17 protein-coding genes are annotated in these 18,517 nt (G+C 60.1%); 9 read left to right on the plus strand and 8 right to left on the minus strand.

Annotated features, from left to right (window positions below; genetic code table 11):
- Positions 1-90 precede the first annotated feature (90 nt).
- Together BFQ03_RS01685 and BFQ03_RS01690 are read right to left on the minus strand one after the other, a co-directional pair.
- A complete protein-coding gene (locus tag BFQ03_RS01685; protein ID WP_032863296.1) occupies positions 91-1,452 on the minus strand; it encodes a heavy metal sensor histidine kinase in 1,362 nt (453 codons plus the stop codon).
- Positions 1,452-2,132 carry a heavy metal response regulator transcription factor gene (locus BFQ03_RS01690; protein ID WP_032863294.1) on the minus strand — a complete coding sequence of 227 codons (681 nt, stop codon included), beginning with the start codon at positions 2,130-2,132 and terminating at the stop codon, positions 1,452-1,454. The genes BFQ03_RS01685 and BFQ03_RS01690 overlap by 1 nt, the downstream gene beginning before the upstream one ends.
- Before the next feature lie 156 nt (positions 2,133-2,288).
- Between BFQ03_RS01690 and BFQ03_RS01695 the strand changes: the two genes are divergently transcribed.
- Complete coding sequence (locus BFQ03_RS01695) at positions 2,289-2,813, plus strand: copper-resistant cuproprotein CopI (protein WP_032863293.1); 525 nt, start codon at positions 2,289-2,291, stop codon at positions 2,811-2,813.
- A 67-nt stretch (positions 2,814-2,880) separates the two neighbouring features.
- Positions 2,881-3,711 carry an NADPH-dependent 7-cyano-7-deazaguanine reductase QueF gene (queF, locus tag BFQ03_RS01700; RefSeq protein ID WP_065942369.1) on the plus strand — a complete coding sequence of 277 codons (831 nt, stop codon included), beginning with the start codon at positions 2,881-2,883 and terminating at the stop codon, positions 3,709-3,711.
- A 523-nt stretch (positions 3,712-4,234) separates the two neighbouring features.
- Here the strand turns inward: queF and BFQ03_RS01705 are convergent.
- Positions 4,235-4,501, minus strand: coding sequence for a DUF4404 family protein (locus BFQ03_RS01705; RefSeq protein ID WP_032863291.1), 267 nt, complete (start codon positions 4,499-4,501; stop codon positions 4,235-4,237).
- Between the two features lie 110 nt (positions 4,502-4,611).
- Positions 4,612-5,223 (minus strand): HAD superfamily inactivated hydrolase PcrP, encoded by a 612-nt coding sequence (locus tag BFQ03_RS01710; RefSeq protein ID WP_032863290.1) that lies wholly within the window; start codon positions 5,221-5,223, stop codon positions 4,612-4,614.
- 196 nt (positions 5,224-5,419) lie between these two features.
- Between BFQ03_RS01710 and BFQ03_RS01715 the strand changes: the two genes are divergently transcribed.
- Positions 5,420-6,106, plus strand: coding sequence for an MlaA family lipoprotein (locus BFQ03_RS01715; RefSeq protein WP_032863289.1), 687 nt, complete (start codon positions 5,420-5,422; stop codon positions 6,104-6,106).
- Between the two features lie 60 nt (positions 6,107-6,166).
- Here BFQ03_RS01715 and BFQ03_RS01720 read toward each other — a convergent pair whose 3' ends face one another.
- Positions 6,167-6,463, minus strand: a complete 297-nt coding sequence (locus BFQ03_RS01720) for a PilZ domain-containing protein (RefSeq protein WP_032863288.1) — start codon at positions 6,461-6,463, stop codon at positions 6,167-6,169.
- Between the two features lie 277 nt (positions 6,464-6,740).
- Between BFQ03_RS01720 and rssB the strand changes: the two genes are divergently transcribed.
- Positions 6,741-7,922: a two-component system response regulator RssB gene (gene rssB, locus BFQ03_RS01725; protein ID WP_032863287.1), complete on the plus strand. Its 1,182-nt coding sequence runs from the start codon at positions 6,741-6,743 to the stop codon at positions 7,920-7,922.
- A complete protein-coding gene (gene rssC, locus BFQ03_RS01730; RefSeq protein ID WP_032863286.1) occupies positions 7,922-8,404 on the plus strand; it encodes an anti-sigma factor antagonist RssC in 483 nt (160 codons plus the stop codon). Before rssB ends, rssC begins: the two co-directional genes overlap by 1 nt.
- Before the next feature lie 135 nt (positions 8,405-8,539).
- Here rssC and tal read toward each other — a convergent pair whose 3' ends face one another.
- Positions 8,540-9,466 (minus strand): transaldolase, encoded by a 927-nt coding sequence (gene tal, locus BFQ03_RS01735; protein ID WP_032863284.1) that lies wholly within the window; start codon positions 9,464-9,466, stop codon positions 8,540-8,542.
- Between the two features lie 408 nt (positions 9,467-9,874).
- On the opposite strand from tal, the gene BFQ03_RS01740 reads away from it, so the two are divergent.
- Genes BFQ03_RS01740 through BFQ03_RS01750 form a run of 3 tightly spaced genes read left to right on the plus strand, consistent with a single transcriptional unit; the run spans position 9,875 to position 14,505 of the window.
- Entirely contained in the window at positions 9,875-11,458 is a 1,584-nt protein-coding gene (locus tag BFQ03_RS01740; RefSeq protein WP_032863443.1) for a BCCT family transporter, read from the plus strand.
- A 27-nt stretch (positions 11,459-11,485) separates the two neighbouring features.
- A complete protein-coding gene (locus BFQ03_RS01745) occupies positions 11,486-13,495 on the plus strand; it encodes a CocE/NonD family hydrolase (RefSeq protein ID WP_065942370.1) in 2,010 nt (669 codons plus the stop codon).
- 50 nt (positions 13,496-13,545) lie between these two features.
- Positions 13,546-14,505 carry a LysR substrate-binding domain-containing protein gene (locus BFQ03_RS01750; RefSeq protein WP_065942371.1) on the plus strand — a complete coding sequence of 320 codons (960 nt, stop codon included), beginning with the start codon at positions 13,546-13,548 and terminating at the stop codon, positions 14,503-14,505.
- 39 nt (positions 14,506-14,544) lie between these two features.
- Here BFQ03_RS01750 and BFQ03_RS01755 read toward each other — a convergent pair whose 3' ends face one another.
- Both BFQ03_RS01755 and BFQ03_RS01760 read right to left on the minus strand, forming a co-directional pair.
- On the minus strand, positions 14,545-15,678 hold the full coding sequence (locus BFQ03_RS01755; RefSeq protein WP_032863280.1) for a catalase family protein: 1,134 nt from the start codon (positions 15,676-15,678) through the stop codon (positions 14,545-14,547).
- 29 nt (positions 15,679-15,707) lie between these two features.
- On the minus strand, positions 15,708-17,516 hold the full coding sequence (locus tag BFQ03_RS01760; protein WP_032863279.1) for a di-heme-cytochrome C peroxidase: 1,809 nt from the start codon (positions 17,514-17,516) through the stop codon (positions 15,708-15,710).
- Between the two features lie 258 nt (positions 17,517-17,774).
- Here BFQ03_RS01760 and BFQ03_RS01765 point away from each other — a divergent pair, with 258 nt between their 5' ends.
- Positions 17,775-18,503: a BamJ family beta-barrel-assembly machinery protein gene (locus tag BFQ03_RS01765; RefSeq protein ID WP_032863277.1), complete on the plus strand. Its 729-nt coding sequence runs from the start codon at positions 17,775-17,777 to the stop codon at positions 18,501-18,503.
- Positions 18,504-18,517: the final 14 nt, after the last annotated feature.

An 18,517-nucleotide genomic window follows, 5' to 3' on the forward strand; every position in this document is an offset into this window, starting at 1 on the left:
GTTCAAGACCGCTTTCGCGAGCAAGCCCGCTCCCACATTTGTACCGCGTACTCTCTTTGAAATGCGGTCAAATGTGGGTGTGGGCTTGCATCAATCCCTCTTGGGCAACTCAATCACAAACCGCGTCCACCCCGGCTGTGACTCACAGAAAATCCTCCCCCCATGCGCCCGCACTATCGACTGGGTAATCGCCAACCCCAGCCCCGCATGCTCACTGCTGCCTTCATGCCGTGCCGGATCCACGCGGTAGAACCGGTCAAACAGCTTGGTCAGCAACCCCTGGGGAATCCCGGTTCCGGTGTTTTCCACGCTCAGGTTCACGCCCTGGGCGTTTTCGCTGATCCTCACCCGCACTTCACCGCCCGGCGGGGTAAAGCGCAGGGCATTGTCCAGCAGATTGGAAAACGCCCGGCGCAGCATGCTGCGGTCACCGGCGGCGCTGGCGCTGCCGTCGCGCAACAGGTTGACCTGGGCATCCTCGGCCAATGGCGCGAAGAACTCCAGCAAGGCATCTACCTCGTCGGCCAGGGCCAGGGGCTCGCGTCTGGGGTTGAGTAAACCGTGGTCGGCCTTGGCCAGGTACAACATGTCATTGACCAGTTGGGCCATCCATTGCAGTTCTTCCAGGTTGCTGTGCAGCGCTTCGCGGTAGTCCTCCAGCGGCCGGGGCTGGGTAAGGATGACCTGGGTCTGGGTCAGCAGGTTTGATAAAGGTGTGCGCAGTTCGTGGGCGATATCGGCGGAGAATGCCGAAAGCCGCTGGAACGCATCGTCCAGGCGGCTGAACATGGCGTTGAAGGCCTGGGCCAGTTCCGCCAGTTCGGCCGGCATCTGTTCCTGGGGCAGGCGCTGGGTCAGGGAGTGGGCGCGCACGCGGCTGGCCACTTCGGTCATCCGCCGCAGGGGCCGCAGCCCGCTGCGTGCGGCCCAGGCGCCGAGAAGCGCGGTTGCCAGGGCAGACAGGCCGACCGTCAGCCAGATCAGGTGTTGCATGCGTTGCAGGAAGTGTTGGTGATGGGTGATGTCCAGCATCAGGATCAACTGCGCGGAGCCCGGTTTGCCTGGGTTCAAGGGGGCGTTGTACACCCGGTAATTGGTGCCGGCGTTTTGCAGGCTGTGCAGGCCAGGCGTGGTGGGCAATTCGGCGGGAATACGCGGGGAGCTGTCAAACCAGCGCTGGCCATCGGCGGCATTGATGCGCACGGACAGATCGGGTTGATGGCTCAGTTCGTCTGCCAGTGCGGCTTGGCGCTGGGCGAACAGCGTTGGGGTATCAGCGTCTTGCAGGGCGCTGCGCAGGGCCATCAGCTTGCTGTCGAGCAGTTGCTGGTCCAGTTCGATGAAGTGTTTCTCGCTGGCCTGGCTGAACAACACGCCTGCCAGCAGCGAGACCACGGCGGTGCAGCCGGCAAACAACAACGCCAGGCGGCTGGACAGGGAGATGCGCTTCATCAACTGAACCGCTCTTCCAGCACATAGCCCATGCCGCGTACGGTGTGGATCAGCTTGTTGGGAAAGCCGTCATCGATCTTCAAGCGCAGGCGGCGGATGGCCACTTCGATGATATTGGTGTCGCTGTCGAAATTCATGTCCCAGACCTGGGAGGCAATCAGCGATTTTGGCAGCACTTCGCCCTGGCGGCGCAGGAGCATTTCCAGCAGGGCGAACTCCTTGGCGGTCAAGTCGATGCGCTGGTTGCTGCGCTCCACGCGACGCCGGATCAAGTCCAGGCGCAAGTCGGCCAGGTGCAGGCTAGTCTCCTGGGGCGTGCTGCTGCCCCGGCGCAACAGGCTGCGCACCCGGGCCAGCAGTTCGGAGAACGCGAACGGCTTGACCAGATAATCATCGGCGCCCAGTTCCAGGCCGTGGACCCGATCCTCGACCGCATCCCGCGCGGTCAGAAACAATACCGGGATTTCCAGACCGGCACTGCGCACCGCCTGGAGAATTTGCCAGCCAGTGCGACCCGGGAGCATCACATCGAGGATCAGCAAGTCGTAGTCGCCGGTCAGCGCCAGGTGCTGACCGGTGGTGCCATCGGCCACCAGTTCGGTATTGAATCCGGCTTCGGCCAGGCCCTGGCGCAGGTATTGGCCGGTTTTAGGTTGGTCTTCGACGATCAGCAGTTTCATAGGCAACTCATGGCAACGGGTAGCAGCGGGCTTTATACCGTGCGCACAGGGGAACTGGCACAACCTGACAATTTTGTAATCTAGCAGTCAGGTAGCTGGCAGCGGTGCATTATTAGAGTGTCCCACAGGCTGTTCCTATACCTTTGGAGGATAAACATGTTTTTGCGTAAATCTTGGTGGTTGGCAAGTTGCCTGTTGGTGTTGAGCGTCCCGGCACTGGCCGATGGCGCCCACACTTTCGCGTTTGGCGAGGCTGCGCCGGCAACCAAGGCCACTCGTACAGTGGAGGTGGTGCTGCAGGATATTTCCTTCGCCCCTACGTCTCTTGACGTAAAAGCCGGTGAGACGGTGCGCTTTGTGCTGGTCAACAAGGGCCAGTTGCTGCACGAATTCAATCTGGGTGACGCGACCATGCATGCCGATCACCAGAAGGAAATGCTCAAGATGCAGGCCAGTGGCATGCTGACCGCCACCGGCATGGGCCAGATGGACCACGCAGCCATGGGCCATGGCGACATGGGCGGCATGAAGCATGACGATCCCAACAGTGTGCTGGTGGAGCCGGGCAAGAGCGCCGAACTGACCTGGACCTTCAGCAAGGCCGGTGCGCTGGAGTTTGCCTGCAATATCCCTGGGCACTATCAGGCAGGGATGGTCGGCAAACTGACTATCAGCAAGTAAACCCGGGGCTCAAAGGCGGGAGCAAAGGCTGTTAGACTGGCGGGGTTTATTTAGCCAGGTTTCCGCCATGCATCCCGCAGCCGAACATTCGCCGCTGGGCAAGTCCAGTGAATACATCTCCACTTACACCCCTTCATTGCTGTTCCCGATTCCGCGCGCGGCCAAGTGGGCCGAGCTGGGCCTGAGCGCCGAGACGCTGCCCTATAAAGGCGTGGATTTCTGGAACTGCTTTGAATTGTCCTGGCTGCTGCCCTCTGGCAAGCCGGTGGTGGCTATCGGTGAGTTCAGCATCCCGGCTGACTCGCCGAACATCATCGAGTCGAAATCTTTCAAGCTTTACCTCAACTCGTTGAACCAGACGCCGTTTGCCGACATGCCAAGTCTTGAGGCAACCCTGCGTACGGACCTGAGTGCGGCAGCTGGCAAACCGGTAGGCGTGCGCATTCGCAGCCTGGCCGAAGTGGAAGGCGAAGGTGTGGGCAGCCTGCCGGGCGTGTGCATCGATGAGCTGGATATCAGTGTCAGCAACTACGAGCACCCACGCCCGGAACTGCTGCGCTGTGACGATTCCCGCGTGCTGGAGGAGAGCGTGCATAGCCATCTGCTCAAATCCAACTGCCCGGTGACCAGCCAGCCGGATTGGGGCAGCGTGGCGGTGGAGTACCGCGGCGCGGCGCTGGATCACGCCAGCTTGTTGGCGTACCTGGTGAGTTTCCGCCAGCACTCGGACTTTCATGAGCAGTGCGTGGAGCGGATCTTTCTCGACCTGCAGCGGTTGCTCAAGCCTGAGAAATTGACGGTGTATGCGCGGTATGTGCGTCGGGGCGGGTTGGATATCAACCCGTATCGCAGTACCGAGGATGTGTCGTTCCAGAACCTGCGCCTGGCCCGTCAATAAATCTGATGAGCGATGGGGTGGCGGAAAGATTCACTTCCACCACCCTTACTAGCTAAGCGTCCAAACCGTTACTTTCAGTATGTGATTTTGTCTGAATCCAGTTTAGCCTGCTTTAAGCTCGCAATATCCTCTGGCGTTGCAACCTGGAACGATCCCAAGACTTCTGATGTACTTGAGCCCTTTTCTTGTGACCGATCGTTGGGTTGAAGCGATGATTGTGTTTGTGGCGATGCGGGATTGTTTGCAATAGCTTCCATTGTAGGTAAATGCTCCGAAATCAAATAAGAGGGTCATTCCTCTCACAGGCTAGGTGGCAAATACTGCAGATTGGGTTCCGCTATACGACGAAGTTTTTCATGGGGGTGTTAACAGATGACTCTTGTCTGTGACCCAAGGGGGAGCGATGTTGCGAGGTGGTGTCCGTGCGTGCATAAAGATCCGATGCCAGCTAAAGCATCGGACTTTTGTTGTGTCGAAAGAGAACAAGCAGGAGCACGTGGCTAATGGGCTTGAATGTTTACTATCAGATGCCGATACCACCCAGAGTCACCACAATGTTACGCAGTACTCCGGCAATACCTGGATGGTCTAGCTCGAAGCGTCCGACCGCCTGGTTCAGATCCTCGGTAATACTGGGCGGCTGAGTAGCGGGTTCCAATTGGAGCTGCACTTCAAATTTTGCAATCAATGCTATTAGTGAGTCACGTTTTTCCTGGGGTAGCTCTGGATGCTTCTCCAGTTGCTCGCGCAAGATATTGACCTGTTCTTGTAGCTGTTCGCGGGCAGGCATGGTGTTCTTCCTTCTATCAATAGGCACTGGCATAGACCACGGCACGCCGAGAAAGGTCTACGGGATGACCTGTAGATTAATCCACTGGCAGCAACTGTGCATGATCTTGATCAGGGCTTCTCGCCTTTGAGCCGGCGCAGGCTGATGTCTGCCAGGCAGGTGCCCAAGTCACCCAGATGATCGATCACCGAGTGCACGCCCAGCCCGTACAGCGCGACGGTGGCCTTGGCACGTTTGTGTTCGCGGGCCTGTTCGCTCAGTGCCTGCCATTGGGACGGAGAGAGCCCGCACAATGACCCGCAGGACGCCAGCCCAATCGTCCAGAGCCCGGCGTTGAGCCCCGCTTGCAGCAGTCGCGGCTCGCCACTGACCAGCACGCAGCCATCCAGGCGTTCGATGTTGAGGTCCATCAGGGCTTGCCAGCAGGCATGGGGTGCAGGCCAGGGCGTGGTGGCGGAGCGGGTACCCTGGAGCCACTGCGGCAGGGCTGCGGCCAGCGGTGTCGTGACGGCCGGCGGTAACTCATCCAGCCAGGCACAGGGGGTGCCTTGATCATTGAGCCATTGCAGAATTTTCAGGGCGCCAGGGGTGGCCAGGGTTTCGCTCGCGGGTACGGAGTCGGCATGGGCCATGGAACCGAAGTCCACCAGGCAACCACTGAGGCCAAACAACACGGCGGTCAAGGAGGGGGCGTTGTCTGCAACGATCTGGGGGTGAGGCATTTCGACGTCCCTGAAAATAGCTGTGACGCTATCGGAGGTCCGTGACAGGCAGATGACACCTGATGAGATTGTGGGAAAATTGTACATTTTCTGAATGACAATTCCTTCAAGCTGCCTAATCTTACACTTACGTCATATACTGGCGGCCTTATTCAGGGCATAGCGCCCGTGACAGATCAATCAAGGAGTTCAAGCTATGCGCTGGAGCCAGTGTCTTGCTCAACTATCCGTGTGTGCCAGCGTCCTGCTGGTGCCTTTCGCCGCCCAGGCTGCGGAAGAGGATCCGTGGGAAAGCATCAACCGCCCGATTTTTACCTTCAACGACACCGTTGATACCTACGCACTCAAGCCATTGGCCCAGGGTTACCAGTTCATCACCCCGCAATTTGTCGAAGACGGTATCCACAACTTCTTCCGCAATATCGGCGATGTAGGCAACCTGGCCAACAACGTGCTGCAGCTCAAGCCCCATCAGGCCGGTGTCGATACTGCGCGCCTGCTGGTCAACACCACGTTTGGTGTGTTGGGCTTTATTGACGTGGGCACCAAAATGGGGCTGCAGCGCAGTGATGAAGACTTCGGCCAGACCCTCGGCTACTGGGGCGTGGGCAGCGGTCCCTACGTGATGCTGCCGCTGCTGGGCCCAAGCACCCTGCGTGATGCGCCGTCCAAGTACGTCGACAGCTACACCGAACCGTACCGCTATATGAACGACATTCCATCGCGCAACAGCGCCTTTGGCCTGGATATCATCGATACCCGCGCCAGCCTGCTGTCGGCGGAAAAGCTGATCAACGGTGACAAATACACCTTTATCCGCAATGCCTACCTGCAGAACCGCGAGTTCAAGGTAAAAGACGGCAATGTGGTGGATGACTTTTAAGGCACATGCCTTGAATGAAAAAGGCGGCCTTCGGGGCCGCCTTTTTTGTGTGCATTGATTTCAGTACATCTTGAGAATTTTCAGGCCCAGGTGCTGATCGTCGCCTTCTTTGCGGGCCCATACCACCTCAGTGTCGGCTTCCAGGCCTTTGAGCGCGGCGTGCTCTGAGTCGATGCGCACCTTCAGTTGGTCACCCACATTGAATGGGTGCTGCGCCTGAACCTGCATTCCAGAGCTGGAGAGGTCCAGGCAGACCCCGGCAATCTCTTGCCCGGCATGGATCAACGACACGCCAGCATCCACACGCATGCGGATGAAATCGCGCTTTTCTGCATAGTCACGTTCATTTGCGCTCATAGGTTTCATCCGTCCATTGCGTTGTGGTTTTGCCTGTTCTTATAACTCCCGGTGATTTGCGATGTAAAGACGCCCAGCGACCATCGGCATGAGCTTGAAACCCCTGACGGATGGGAGTACCGTCTGCGCCTTAGAAGGGCACCTCTGCTTTACCTTTGTGCGTCGGTTAAAAGCGCATGTTTTGTAGGACAGAGAGGCTAGAAAGCGAATCCAGTAGTGCGAGCCGGGCCATTGCCTGACTGCCTACGCCAACCTAATTCTGGCGCCGTTTGCCCACATGCAGAAAACCAGTGCCACGCTGCTGATAATCGATGACGACGAAGTAGTGCGCGCGAGTCTCGCGGCCTATTTGGAAGACAGTGGCTTCAGCGTCCTGCAGGCCGGCAATGGTCTTCAGGGTCTCCAGGTGTTCGAGCGCGACCAGCCCGACCTGGTGATCTGCGACCTGCGCATGCCCCAGATGGGCGGCCTTGAGCTGATCCGCCAGGTGACCGAGCTTGCCCCGCAGACACCCGTGATTGTCGTGTCCGGTGCCGGGGTGATGAACGACGCTGTGGAAGCCTTGCGCCTGGGCGCCGCCGATTACCTGATCAAGCCCCTGGAAGACCTGGCCGTATTGGAGCACTCGGTGCGCCGTGCGCTGGATCGTGCCCGCCTGCTGCTGGAGAACCAGCGCTACCGCGAGAAGCTCGAAACCGCCAACCGTGAACTCGAAGCCAGCCTCAATCTGCTCCAGGAAGACCAGAACGCCGGTCGCCAGGTGCAGATGAACATGCTGCCGGTGAGCCCGTGGAGCATCGACGAGTTCCAGTTCGCCCACCAGATCATCCCGTCACTGTACCTGTCGGGTGATTTTGTCGACTATTTCCGTGTGGATGAGCGCCGGGTCGCGTTTTATCTGGCCGACGTCTCCGGACACGGTGCTTCCTCCGCTTTTGTCACCGTGTTGTTGAAGTTCATGACCACACGGTTGTTGTTCGAATCCAAGCGCAATGGCACCTTGCCAGAGTTCACCCCCTCGCAAGTGCTGGGCCACATCAACCGGGGCCTGATCAGCTGCAAGCTGGGCAAGCACGTGACGATGGTGGGCGGCGTGATTGATGAAGAAACCGGTCTTTTGACCTACAGCATTGGCGGTCACCTGCCATTGCCGGTTTTATACACTCCAGACAGTGTGCGTTACCTGGAAGGGCGTGGTCTGCCGGTTGGCTTGTTCAATGAAGCCACCTATGAGGACCACATCCTGGAACTGCCGCCGGCCTTCAGCCTGACGCTGATGTCCGACGGCATCCTGGACCTTCTTCCAGAGCCTACACTCAAGGAGAAAGAAGCCGCCTTACCCCAACGGGTCAGGTCGGCGGGCGGCAGCCTGGATGGTCTGCGGCAGGTTTTTGGATTGGCCACGCTAGGGGAGATGCCGGATGATATCGCCCTATTGGTGTTGAGCAGGAATCTTTGATGAGTACCGGAAGAATCCAATTCGCCGAACAAGAAGGGACCTTCGTCCTGAAATTTGTCGGTGAAGTGCGCCTGACCTTGTGTTCGGCGCTGGATGCAACGATTGAGCGGATTTTCACAGCCTTGAACTTCTCGGCGATCGTGATCGATCTGACCGAAACCCGCAGCATCGATAGCACCACCCTTGGGCTGTTGGCCAAGCTGTCCATTCTGTCTCGGCAGAAGGTCGGACTGCTGCCGACCGTCGTCACCACCCACGAAGACATCACTCGGCTCTTGCAGTCGATGGGTTTCGATCAAGTGTTCAACATCGTTGACCGCCCGATCCCGTGCCCGGAATGCCTGACCGACTTGCCATCCCAGGACCAGTCCGAGGAAGTGGTACGACTCAAGGTGCTGGAGGCGCACAAGATCCTGATGGGCTTGAACGAATCCAACCGCGAAGCGTTCCACGACCTGGTCAACGCCCTGGAGCGCCACTGACCTCACGGTTGGAGCACGGTCAAAATGTGGGAGCTGGCTTGCCTGCGATAGCGCCAGCCCAACCAACACATACTGAACGGGTACAAAAAAGGGCGGCATCCTAACGGATACCGCCCTTTTTACCGCGCCCGCTTTTTACAGCTTGGCGCTCAACAACGCCTCCAGTTTTTCCTGGTCACGAGCAAACTGGCGAATACCTTCGGCCAGCTTCTCAGTGGCCATGGCATCCTCGTTGGACTCCCAACGGAATTGCGCCTCGGTCATGTGCACACGGGCTTCACCGGCATGGCCTGGGGCCAACTTGCGCGCAAGCTTGCCATTGTCGGCTGCCAGCTTCTCCAGCAAATCCGGACTGATGGTCAAGCGATCGCAACCGGCCAGCTCTTCGATTTGGCTCAGGTTGCGGAAGCTCGCGCCCATCACCACAGTCTTGTAGCCATTGGCCTTGTAGTAGTTGTAGATGCGCGTTACTGACTGCACGCCTGGGTCATCGGCCCCGGTGTAGTCGTTGCCATTGGCCTTTTTGTACCAGTCGTAGATACGACCCACGAACGGCGAAATCAGGAACACCCCGGCTTCAGCGCAGGCCACGGCCTGGGCGAAGGAAAACAACAGAGTCAGGTTGGTCTGAATACCTTCCTTTTCCAACTGCTCGGCGGCACGAATGCCTTCCCAGGTGGACGCGATCTTGATCAGCACGCGGTCGCGGCCAATGCCAGCGTCTTCGTACAGGCCGATCAGGCGATGTGCGCGCTTGAGTACCGCGTCAGTGTCGAACGACAGGCGGGCATCCACCTCGGTGGAAATACGCCCTGGCACCACTTTAAGGATCTCTTGCCCGACGGCCACCGCAAAACGGTCACTGGCCAGGCCCACATCACCGTTGCAATCCTGTACGCAGGCATCCAGCAGCTTGGCGTAGGCTGGAATTGACGCCGCTTTGAGCAAGAGGGACGGGTTGGTAGTGGCATCCTGCGGCTTGACGCGAGCGATAGCTTCAAAGTCGCCGGTATCGGCCACTACAGTCGTGAATTGCTTGAGTTGTTCCAGCTTGGAAGTCATGGGCGTGCTCTATCCTATGGGTCTGATGACATTACCCGAGGGTCGATAGCCGCTCAAGGGCGCAAATGCATTCGATCGTTTGCGAGGGCAACAACCTGAAAACAGTCGTTTGAATGACCATACACTTGCACCTATCCTCCGCCATCGCAGGCAAGCAAGCTCTCACATTTTTGACCTCCATAGATCAAGTGAATGTCATTCTGCTTTTGTTGAAAGTCTCTGATCGCTCATGAGCTGACGGAATACCCCCATACCTATTGGTCGATTGCATCGCAGCCGGCACTCACGCTTATCTATACCCACGCGAAGACTTCAAGGCGGGCGGCCAGCAGCAGGATGCGCGGTGCCCGCTTTCTAACAATGGCCTGCAAAGGCAATAAAAATAGTCTGTCTGGGGAAGCGCACGAGATGAAATACCCATTGCGTCCTTTGGTCTTCTGGCCAACCTTTCTGATTCTGCTGGTGGCGGTGATCGCCAGCTACGTTGACCTCAAGGCATTCCTCGCCGTGAGCAAGCAACTCAATACGGTGATCCTGCAAAACTTTTCCTGGCTGTTCAGCGCCGGTTCCTTTGCCATGGTGGTACTGACCGCGATCGTCTATTTTTCGCCCCTGGGCAAGGTGCGCATCGGCGGAGAGGGCGCCACGCCCCTGTTGAGCAAATGGCGTTGGTTCATGGTTGCACTGTGTACCACCCTGGCGGTGGGCGTGTTGTTCTGGACCACGGCTGAACCGCTCTACCATGTGTATTCACCGCCCAGCAGCCTGCCGATCGAGGCGGGCAGCGCGGCGGCCAAGAGTTTTGCCCTGTCGACGATGTTCCTGCACTGGACGATCACCCCTTACGCGATTTACCTGGTGCCCTCCCTGGTCTTTGCTCTGGTGTTCTACAACCTGCGCAGCCATTTCTCGATTGGCGCTATGTTGCAACCCTTGCTCGGCGCCGCGCGGGTCAAGCGGTATGCCGGGCTGATCGACACCCTGGCAATGTTCGCCCTGGTGGCGGGCATGGCCTCGTCCCTGGGCACCGGCGCGCTGACCTTGTCCGGCGGCCTGAGCCAATACATCGGCGGCGAAACCACGCCGTTGCGCCTGGCGCTGATCATCGCGGTGATCGTCATCACTTTCGTGGCCTCGGCTGCCAGCGGCCTGCAACGCGGCATCGTCATGCTGTCGTCGTTCAACACCTGGATCATGCTGGCCCTGGGCGGGTTTGTATTGCTGTGCGGGCCGACCCTGTACATGTTCAGCCTGGGCGTCGAGTCCCTGGGGGTCTACCTCGATACCTTCTTCAGCCGCAGCCTGTTCACCGGCGCTGCCAGTGGCGACAGCTGGCCGCAGAGTTGGACGGTGTTCTACTGGTCGGTGTGGTTCGCCTGGGCCCCGGTCAGTGCGCTGTTTCTCGGCAAGATCGGCCGGGGCTACACGGTGCGCGAATTTATCCATATCAACATGCTGTACCCGGCGTTGTTCACCGCGCTGTGGATCTGCATCTTTTCCGGCAGCAGCCTGTACTTCGATGCCCTGGGCGACGGCAGCTTGAACCGCGTGCTCAACGAACAAGGCGTGGAGCATGTGTTGTACCAGATGTTCCAGCAGTTGCCGGCCAGCGGCTTGATGATCGCGTTCCTGTTGTTTGTCGCGTTCATCTCGTTCGTCACCGCCGCCGACTCCAGCACCGACGTGATCGCCAACCTGTGCAGCAAGGGGGTTACCGCTGATTCGGACCTGGACGGCAACCCGCTTTTGAAGATCGTCTGGGGCGTGATCATCGGCACGGTGTCCTGGGTCATGGTGGCCTTTGTCGGTATCGACGGGGTGAAGATGCTCTCCAACCTCGGCGGCTTGCCGGGAATGATCCTGGTGCTGCTGGCCAGCACGTCATTGATCTACTGGTTGAAGAACCCGGCGCTGCTGGAGGTAAAGGCAGTGGCACCGACGATTGAGCCTGGCTTGCGTGATGCCAGCCCCGTGGCGGATTTTGCCCGCTGACTTGCCTGTTTGTTGCTGGAGTTACCGATGGAAATCGTCACCGAATTTGCCTACACAGTCCGTGAAATAGAACATTGCCTGATCCCCATGAGCGACGGCACGCAACTGGCGGCTCGCATCTGGCTGCCTGAAACCGCCAGCGCGCAGGCCTTCCCGGCGATCCTCGAATACCTGCCCTATCGCAAGCGCGATGGCACGGCGGTGCGCGATGCGCTGACCCATCCGTGGATGGCGGGGCAGGGCTATGTGTGCGTGCGCGTTGATATGCGCGGCAACGGCGAATCCGAGGGCTTGATGGCCGACGAATACCTGTTGCAGGAACAGAACGACGCCCTCGAAGTGATCGAGTGGTTGTGCCAGCAACCCTGGTGCGACGGCAACCTGGGGATGATGGGCATCTCCTGGGGGGGGTTCAACAGCCTGCAAGTCGCGGCGCGCCAGCCCGAGGTGTTGAAGGCGATCATCACCCTGTGCTCCACCGATGACCGCTTTGCCGATGACATCCATTACAAGGGCGGCAACCTGCTGCTGGAGAACTTCGGCTGGGCCGCAACCATGCTCAACTTCAGTGCGGCGGCGCCGGACCCGCAACTGGTCGGCGATGCCTGGAAAACCCTGTGGCAACAACGCCTGGACGCCATGCCGCTGCTGGCCGAAACCTGGTTGCAGCACCAGACCCGCGATGCCTACTGGCGTCACGGCTCGGTCTGCGAGGACTACTCGGCGATCAAGGCGGCGGTGTACGCCGTGGGCGGTTGGGGCGACGCCTACAAGAATGCGGTGCCGCGCCTGATGCAGCATCTGCCAGGCCCGAAGAAAGCCATGATCGGCCCATGGATCCACAAGTACCCGCATTTCGCCGTGCCCAACCCGGCCATTGGTTTCCTGCAGGAGGCCAAGCGCTGGTGGGACCATTGGCTCAAAGGTATCGAGAACGGGGTAATGGACGACGCAGCCTGCACCTTTTACCTACAGGATGTGTTGGCGCCCAAGGGCAGTTATGCCGAGCGGCCGGGCATTTGGGTGCAGACGTCGGGTTGGCCCGATTCCCAGGTCCAATGGGCCGACTACAGCCTCGACGACCGTGGCCTCACGCCCGGCCTGCAGCCACTGGGCAGTGCACGCAGCATCTGTTCGCCACTGACCACTGGCCTGCACCAGGGCGAATACTGCGCCATCTGGTTCGGCCCCGACGGCCCGACCGATCAGCGTCGCGACGATGCGCAATCGCTGTGTTTCGACTCCCAGCCACTGGCCGAACCCCTGGCGCTGCTGGGCGATGTGCGTTTGCAACTGCGCCTGGCCAGCGATACCACCTGCGGGCAACTGGTGGCGCGACTGAATGCCGTGGCGCCCGACGGCCAGGTCACGCAGATCACCTACGGCGTGCTTAACCTTACCCTGCGTGAAGATGCCTCGCGTCTGACACCACCCGTGCCAGGCGAACCCATGGACGTGCAGTTGAGCCTGGATCACATCGGCACGCGGGTACCGGCCGGCCATCGTCTGCGCCTGGCCCTCAGCACCGCGAGTTTTCCGTTGCTGTGGCCCAGCCGTGAGCTGACCACCCTGACCGTGCTACCCGCCCTGCAACGTGTGCAATTGCCGATCTTCAGTGGTGCGGCGGTGCCATGCCCATTCGGCACTCCGCAGGCGGCTGCCCCGGCGGCACTGCAGATTCTGCGGGCGGCCGCACCCAAGCGCACGTTGATCGAGGATGTGGGCAGTGGCGAAGTCTGCGTGAAAATCGAGGACGACCTGGGCGCTGTGCGCTTCACCGAGCACGGCCTGGCGGTGGACCAGCGCTGCACCGAGCTCTATCGCACCTTGCCCTGGGACCCGTTGTCGACCCGGGCCGATATCCAGTGGCACTACCGCGTCGAGCGCGGGCCGTGGTCGGTGGAAGTCGACAGCCGCCTACAGGTGCATGCCGACGCCCAGTGGTTCTACGTCGAGGCCCAACAGCACGCGCGGGAAAACGGGGCACAGGTCCATCACCGAACCTGGAACAAACGTGTCGCGCGGGTCGCGTTGTGAGTGGGCAAATGGCAGGATACCTGCTTGTCTGATCAAGCACGGGCCCCTGCATGTCGCGCCGAAACGTCGATCTTCCACCGCTCAATTGTTTACAGACGTTTGAAGCGGCCGCCCGTCATTTGAGTTTCACCCAGGCGGCCCATGAGCTGAACCTGACCCAAAGCGCGGTGAGCCGGCAGATCAAACGCCTGGAGGAAGACCTGGCGCGGCCGCTGTTTTATCGGCTGGCCTTGGGCCTGAGCCTGACACCGGCCGGCGTGCGTTACTTTCGCACCATCCAGCGGCTGCTGCGCGAGCTTGATCGCGAGTCGGCGGAGCTGCGTCGGCGTGGCGCCGATCGCCAACTGACCCTGGCCAGCACGCCGACTATCAGTTCCATCTGGCTTGCTGCGCTGCTGCCGGCCTTCCAGCGTGAGCACCCGGACCTGGATATCCGCATCTTGTGCAGTGAAAGCCCAAGCCACCTGGATGTCAGTGAATATGACCTGGGCCTGTTCTATCACCTGGACGAACTGCCGCCGCCCCTCGGCCTGGAACTGACCCCGGTATTTGCCAGCGAACAGGTCATTGCCGTGTGCAGTCCTGGTTACATTGAGCGTCACGGCACGATCCGCGACGCCCAACACCTGCTGCACAGTCACACCTTGTTGATCGTCGAAGACCACTATCACGACTGGCTGACCTGGGCCGACTGGTTCGCCGATATCGGTGCGCAATACCACACGCCCCGTCATGCCTTGCGCACCAACAGCTATCAGTTGCTGATGCAATCGGCGGTGATGGGGCACGGTGTGGCCCTGGGCTGGAAGTGCTTGCTGGAGGGTGAACTGGCGGCTGGCCGCCTGCAACTGGCCTTGCCCCATCACATGCACAGCCGTGGCCGTCTGCAACTGATGCAGCCACAGCACCGCAACCCGCCCTCGGCGGCGCGCAGCTTTCAGCAATGGTTGCTGGCCAATCCTGTGGGAGCGGGCTTGCCCGCGATGGTCGTTAACGATAACCCAGGGTGACTGACACCCTGATCGTCATCGAGCTCCTACAGGGTTTAGTCAGGGAGTGTTACGGCCATGCCGATAATCACTCACCGCCTCATACACCGCCTTGCGCAACCGGTTGATCCCACCAATCGGTCGGTGTTCCTCCACGCCAAACCACGGGTTGAACGACTGGTTGTCACAGGCCAGGTTCAGCGCAGGGGTGTCGAAATCCTGCGCCGGAATGCGAATTTTCGCCACGCTCTCGTAGGGCGCGTCGCTTTCCTTCCATTCGATACTGGTGTCTTCGATAGGCATGTATTTCTGTGGGTTCTGGCGCTGGATCTGCAACACAAAACAGGCGTCGATACGGTCGGTGGACAACTGCTGGTTCAAGGCGCTGCGCAAGAAGTTCGGCAAGTCCTGGTTCTGTTTCGGCAGGCTGTATGGCGGGCAGCTTTGCGGGTCAGGCGCAACGCGGAACTTGGCGTTGGCCGCACCAAACTTGTAGGGCGATACTGAAAAATACGTCGCCTCTGTCGGGCTGGCCGGCGCCGGCGCCAGCGTTGCGAGGGCGATAAACAGATGTCGCACCTGCCAACTGCGTGGGTCGAAGCTGGGGAAAAACGCCATGGCTTTCTGGCCATTGGCCTGGGCCCCGATGTTTTGCGCGTACTCCGCCACGTCGCTGACGAAAAAGTTGGGGTGGCTGAACATCACAAAGTCCTGCTCGGCACGCGCCTGCTGATCGGCCAGCAGTTGCTTGCCCGGCACGTCCAGCAGTTTGATCGCCATGCCGCGGGCGTCGCGGATGCTGTCGAACTGTGGATAAGCGTTGCCGTTGGACAGGCGCATCAGCGCCTGCCAGGTCTTGCCCGGTTCAGCGAACACGCCCTGGCGCAACGCCGGGTCGAGGCCCGGCAGTACGCTGACTTCGGCCTTCACGCAGCCGTGGGCCTTGGCATGCGCGTCACGCAGGTAGCGGGTGCCTTCGCGATGCTGGTCGACGATGCGCACCGCCGTCTGAATGATGCCTTGAGTCATGGCGGCTTCGCCGGGCGGGATCTGTTCCTCTACAGGCACCGGGCCGCTGTGGTGCCAGGCAAACCACAGGGTGGCCGCCAGCCAGCCGAGCAAGCCCAGGCCCACCAGCCATAACAGTGTCTTGCCGAGAAATGCGCCGAGGCGCAGCCACAGTCGAGCGAGCATGGAGCGATCCTTGTATCGAAAGGGGGAAGTCATGGCAGTTGCTGCTCCAGCGGGCCGCCCAGTACTTTCAGGTATTCGAGCAGCGCCCAGCGTTCCTCAGGCTCCAGGCCCCGGCCAATCACCCCGTTGCCACGCTTGCCTGCGCGAAATTCGTGGCCGCTGTTGTGGTTGCCGGTGATATTCGTATCGAACAGGAAGGCGTTTTTAAAGGCCTCGGTGCGATAACCCAAGTGACGTGGGTCGTAATCGAAGGTGCCTTTATAGAAAGTACGGCTGCGCTCGTACTGCGGTGAAAGCAACTGGTAGAGCGTGGGCACCGAGCCATTGTGCAGGAACGGCGGCGTGGCCCACACGCCGGCCAGTGGGCGGGCCTTGTAGGCCCACAGTTCGCGCACGCCGATGGGCAGGCCGTAGCCGTCCAGGCGCGGGCGTTCTGCCGGGGTGATGCCGGCGGCGCGGTAGGCGTGTTCTTCGACAAATGCGGTGACATAAGCCAGGCCCTTGGCCACAGACAGGCTGCGCAGGTCCAGCGGTTCGGTCGGTGTCGGGTGCAACTCGACATTCAACTGCGCCAACTCGGCCGGGTCCCATTGCAGGGCGCTGAGGTCATAGCGCTGGTTGGCAATATTGCTGGCGGTGCCGGGGTCGGTGCCGATGTAGTCCACGGGCAGCATTTTCAGTTGTTGCACCGGGCGCCCGTTGACCAGGGTTACGCTGGGTACGTGGCAGCCGGCGCAGTTTTCGGTAAACAGCGCGCGGCCCCTGGCGGCCAGGGGTTTGTCCACGGCCCCGAACAACGCTTCAGGCCAGGTCGGTGGTTTGAGCCGTTGCAGGGTTTCTTCGATCAGGTTCAAGTCACGCACCCGCACACTGGAGGGGTAGCGCGCCTCGCCCTTGAGCGGCTGGCCGGCGCTGTCGAAGAAGTCCAGGGTCGCGCCCACGCCTAACGCCTCGCCGATATTACGCGCCATGGGTTGCTGGGCCGAGCCATTCCATTGCACCCAGTCGAAGGTCCACATGTCCCACAACTGCGGGTAGTCCACCGGTGCGTTGGCGATACGGTAGTTGTCCGGCGAAATGGCATCACCAAAGCTGGCGTTGGCGATACGACCGAAGGCGTCGGTGCGCCCCGGGCCTTCTTCGGTGGGGTAGAGGCCACGGTGGGTATCGTTCCAGGCCACCTTGAGGAAGGTGTCCAGGGACTTTTTGAAGTCCTGGCGCAACTGATCGTACTGGGCGTCGTATTGATCCCCCAGCACGTTGTGGGCAAAACGCCTGAACTTCAGCGGGTTGTAATAGGTGGCGGTAAGGCTGGCCACTAGGGCCTGGCCGAAGCTGCCACCGCGCAGGGTCGGCACGCTGGAGGGCAGCACGTGTTGCGCAGCGCCCCCGTCGATGCGCAGCGCCTGGCCATTGAAGCGCAACTCGCCGGTGTGGCAGGCGGCGCAGGTGATATCGAGAAACTCCGCGTTGCTGCCGGCATTCTTGTGCCGGGCGAAGCCAGCGGGCAGGTTGCCGGGGTTCTGGGGTGTGGCCTGTTGCCGCGGGTCTACCAGGAAACCGAACCGCGCAAGGTAAGCCGGTTCGGCAAAGCGCTGCTCGGAAAACGGCAGCTCCAGCGCCGTGAACCAGTCATAGCGCAAGCCCTTGACCTGGGTGCCCTGGGGCGTGAAGTAGTAGACCTGGCGGTCGGCGGTGGTCCATTGGTCCTGGTAGTGCACCTGGTCCACCGGCACGTAATCCGGCAGCTTCGGGTTGAGCACGTAATAGAGCACCACGGCCAGCGCCAGTCCCATAAGTGACAGGATCAGGAGTAAAACACGGGAAAAAATGCGCAAGATAACTATCCTTGTCGAGTTGTTGCGTCCTTATGCCACCGAGCGAGGCAGGCGGCAAGTAGCCATGATCGGTCTGCACCGGTGGTTTTCGGCTGGCCTGCTGTCCTTCGTCGGACTTTGACGCAGATGAAAATGCTTTTAAACACGTGAACTTATCAGAAGTTTCCTGCTCACATGCCGGTAGCCATTGGTCGTGGCCGCCTGATAAGCTCGCGACTTTATTCGAATGCCCTTTTGGCGCATGAACAAGGAAATAGCATGAAACAGCATCGGTTGGCGGCGGCGGTGGCCCTGGTTAGCCTGGTACTTGCGGGTTGTGATTCGCAAACCAGCGTAGAGCTGAAAACCCCGGCGCAGAAAGCTTCCTACGGTATCGGCCTGAACATGGGCAAAAGCCTGGCTCAGGAAGGTATGGATGACCTGGACTCCAAGGCAGTTGCCCAAGGCATCGAAGATGCCGTTGGCAAGAAAGAACAGAAGCTGAAGGATGAAGAACTGGTTGAAGCGTTTTCCGCACTGCAAAAGCGTGCCGAAGAACGCATGACCAAGATGAGCGAAGAGTCGGCAGCCGCCGGCAAGAAATACCTCGAAGACAACGCCAAGAAAGACGGCGTGGTCACCACTGCTTCCGGTCTGCAATACAAGATCGTGAAGAAGGCCGAAGGCGCCCAGCCCAAGCCGACCGACGTAGTGACTGTGCACTACACCGGCAAGCTGACCAACGGCACCACCTTTGACAGCTCCGTGGATCGCGGCAGCCCGATTGACCTGCCGGTCAGCGGCGTGATCCCGGGTTGGGTCGAAGGCCTGCAACTGATGCACGTGGGCGAGAAGGTCGAGTTGTACATCCCGTCCGACCTGGCCTACGGCGCCCAGAGCCCGAGCCCGGCGATTCCAGCCAACTCCGTACTGGTCTTTGACCTGGAGCTGCTGGCAATCAAGGACCCGGCCAAGGCCGAGGCTCCTGAGGCACCTGCTGCCAAGTAAGCAGCAGTTGAACA

Source organism: Pseudomonas sp. 25 R 14, from assembly GCF_900004755.1.
In the GTDB taxonomy this organism is placed as follows: domain Bacteria; phylum Pseudomonadota; class Gammaproteobacteria; order Pseudomonadales; family Pseudomonadaceae; genus Aquipseudomonas; species Aquipseudomonas brenneri.

Excerpts from the sequence above, each read along its gene's own strand:
- BFQ03_RS01685 (WP_032863296.1), bottom strand. The coding sequence starts at position 1,452 with ATGAAGCGCATCTCCCTGTCCAGCCGCCTGGCGTTGTTGTTTGCCGGC.
- BFQ03_RS01690 (WP_032863294.1), bottom strand. The coding sequence starts at position 2,132 with ATGAAACTGCTGATCGTCGAAGACCAACCTAAAACCGGCCAATACCTG.
- BFQ03_RS01695 (WP_032863293.1), top strand. The coding sequence starts at position 2,289 with ATGTTTTTGCGTAAATCTTGGTGGTTGGCAAGTTGCCTGTTGGTGTTG.
- queF (WP_065942369.1), top strand. The coding sequence starts at position 2,881 with ATGCATCCCGCAGCCGAACATTCGCCGCTGGGCAAGTCCAGTGAATAC.
- BFQ03_RS01705 (WP_032863291.1), bottom strand. The coding sequence starts at position 4,501 with ATGCCTGCCCGCGAACAGCTACAAGAACAGGTCAATATCTTGCGCGAG.
- BFQ03_RS01710 (WP_032863290.1), bottom strand. The coding sequence starts at position 5,223 with ATGCCTCACCCCCAGATCGTTGCAGACAACGCCCCCTCCTTGACCGCC.
- BFQ03_RS01715 (WP_032863289.1), top strand. The coding sequence starts at position 5,420 with ATGCGCTGGAGCCAGTGTCTTGCTCAACTATCCGTGTGTGCCAGCGTC.
- BFQ03_RS01720 (WP_032863288.1), bottom strand. The coding sequence starts at position 6,463 with ATGAGCGCAAATGAACGTGACTATGCAGAAAAGCGCGATTTCATCCGC.
- rssB (WP_032863287.1), top strand. The coding sequence starts at position 6,741 with ATGCAGAAAACCAGTGCCACGCTGCTGATAATCGATGACGACGAAGTA.
- rssC (WP_032863286.1), top strand. The coding sequence starts at position 7,922 with ATGAGTACCGGAAGAATCCAATTCGCCGAACAAGAAGGGACCTTCGTC.
- tal (WP_032863284.1), bottom strand. The coding sequence starts at position 9,466 with ATGACTTCCAAGCTGGAACAACTCAAGCAATTCACGACTGTAGTGGCC.
- BFQ03_RS01740 (WP_032863443.1), top strand. The coding sequence starts at position 9,875 with ATGAAATACCCATTGCGTCCTTTGGTCTTCTGGCCAACCTTTCTGATT.
- BFQ03_RS01745 (WP_065942370.1), top strand. The coding sequence starts at position 11,486 with ATGGAAATCGTCACCGAATTTGCCTACACAGTCCGTGAAATAGAACAT.
- BFQ03_RS01750 (WP_065942371.1), top strand. The coding sequence starts at position 13,546 with ATGTCGCGCCGAAACGTCGATCTTCCACCGCTCAATTGTTTACAGACG.
- BFQ03_RS01755 (WP_032863280.1), bottom strand. The coding sequence starts at position 15,678 with ATGCTCGCTCGACTGTGGCTGCGCCTCGGCGCATTTCTCGGCAAGACA.
- BFQ03_RS01765 (WP_032863277.1), top strand. The coding sequence starts at position 17,775 with ATGAAACAGCATCGGTTGGCGGCGGCGGTGGCCCTGGTTAGCCTGGTA.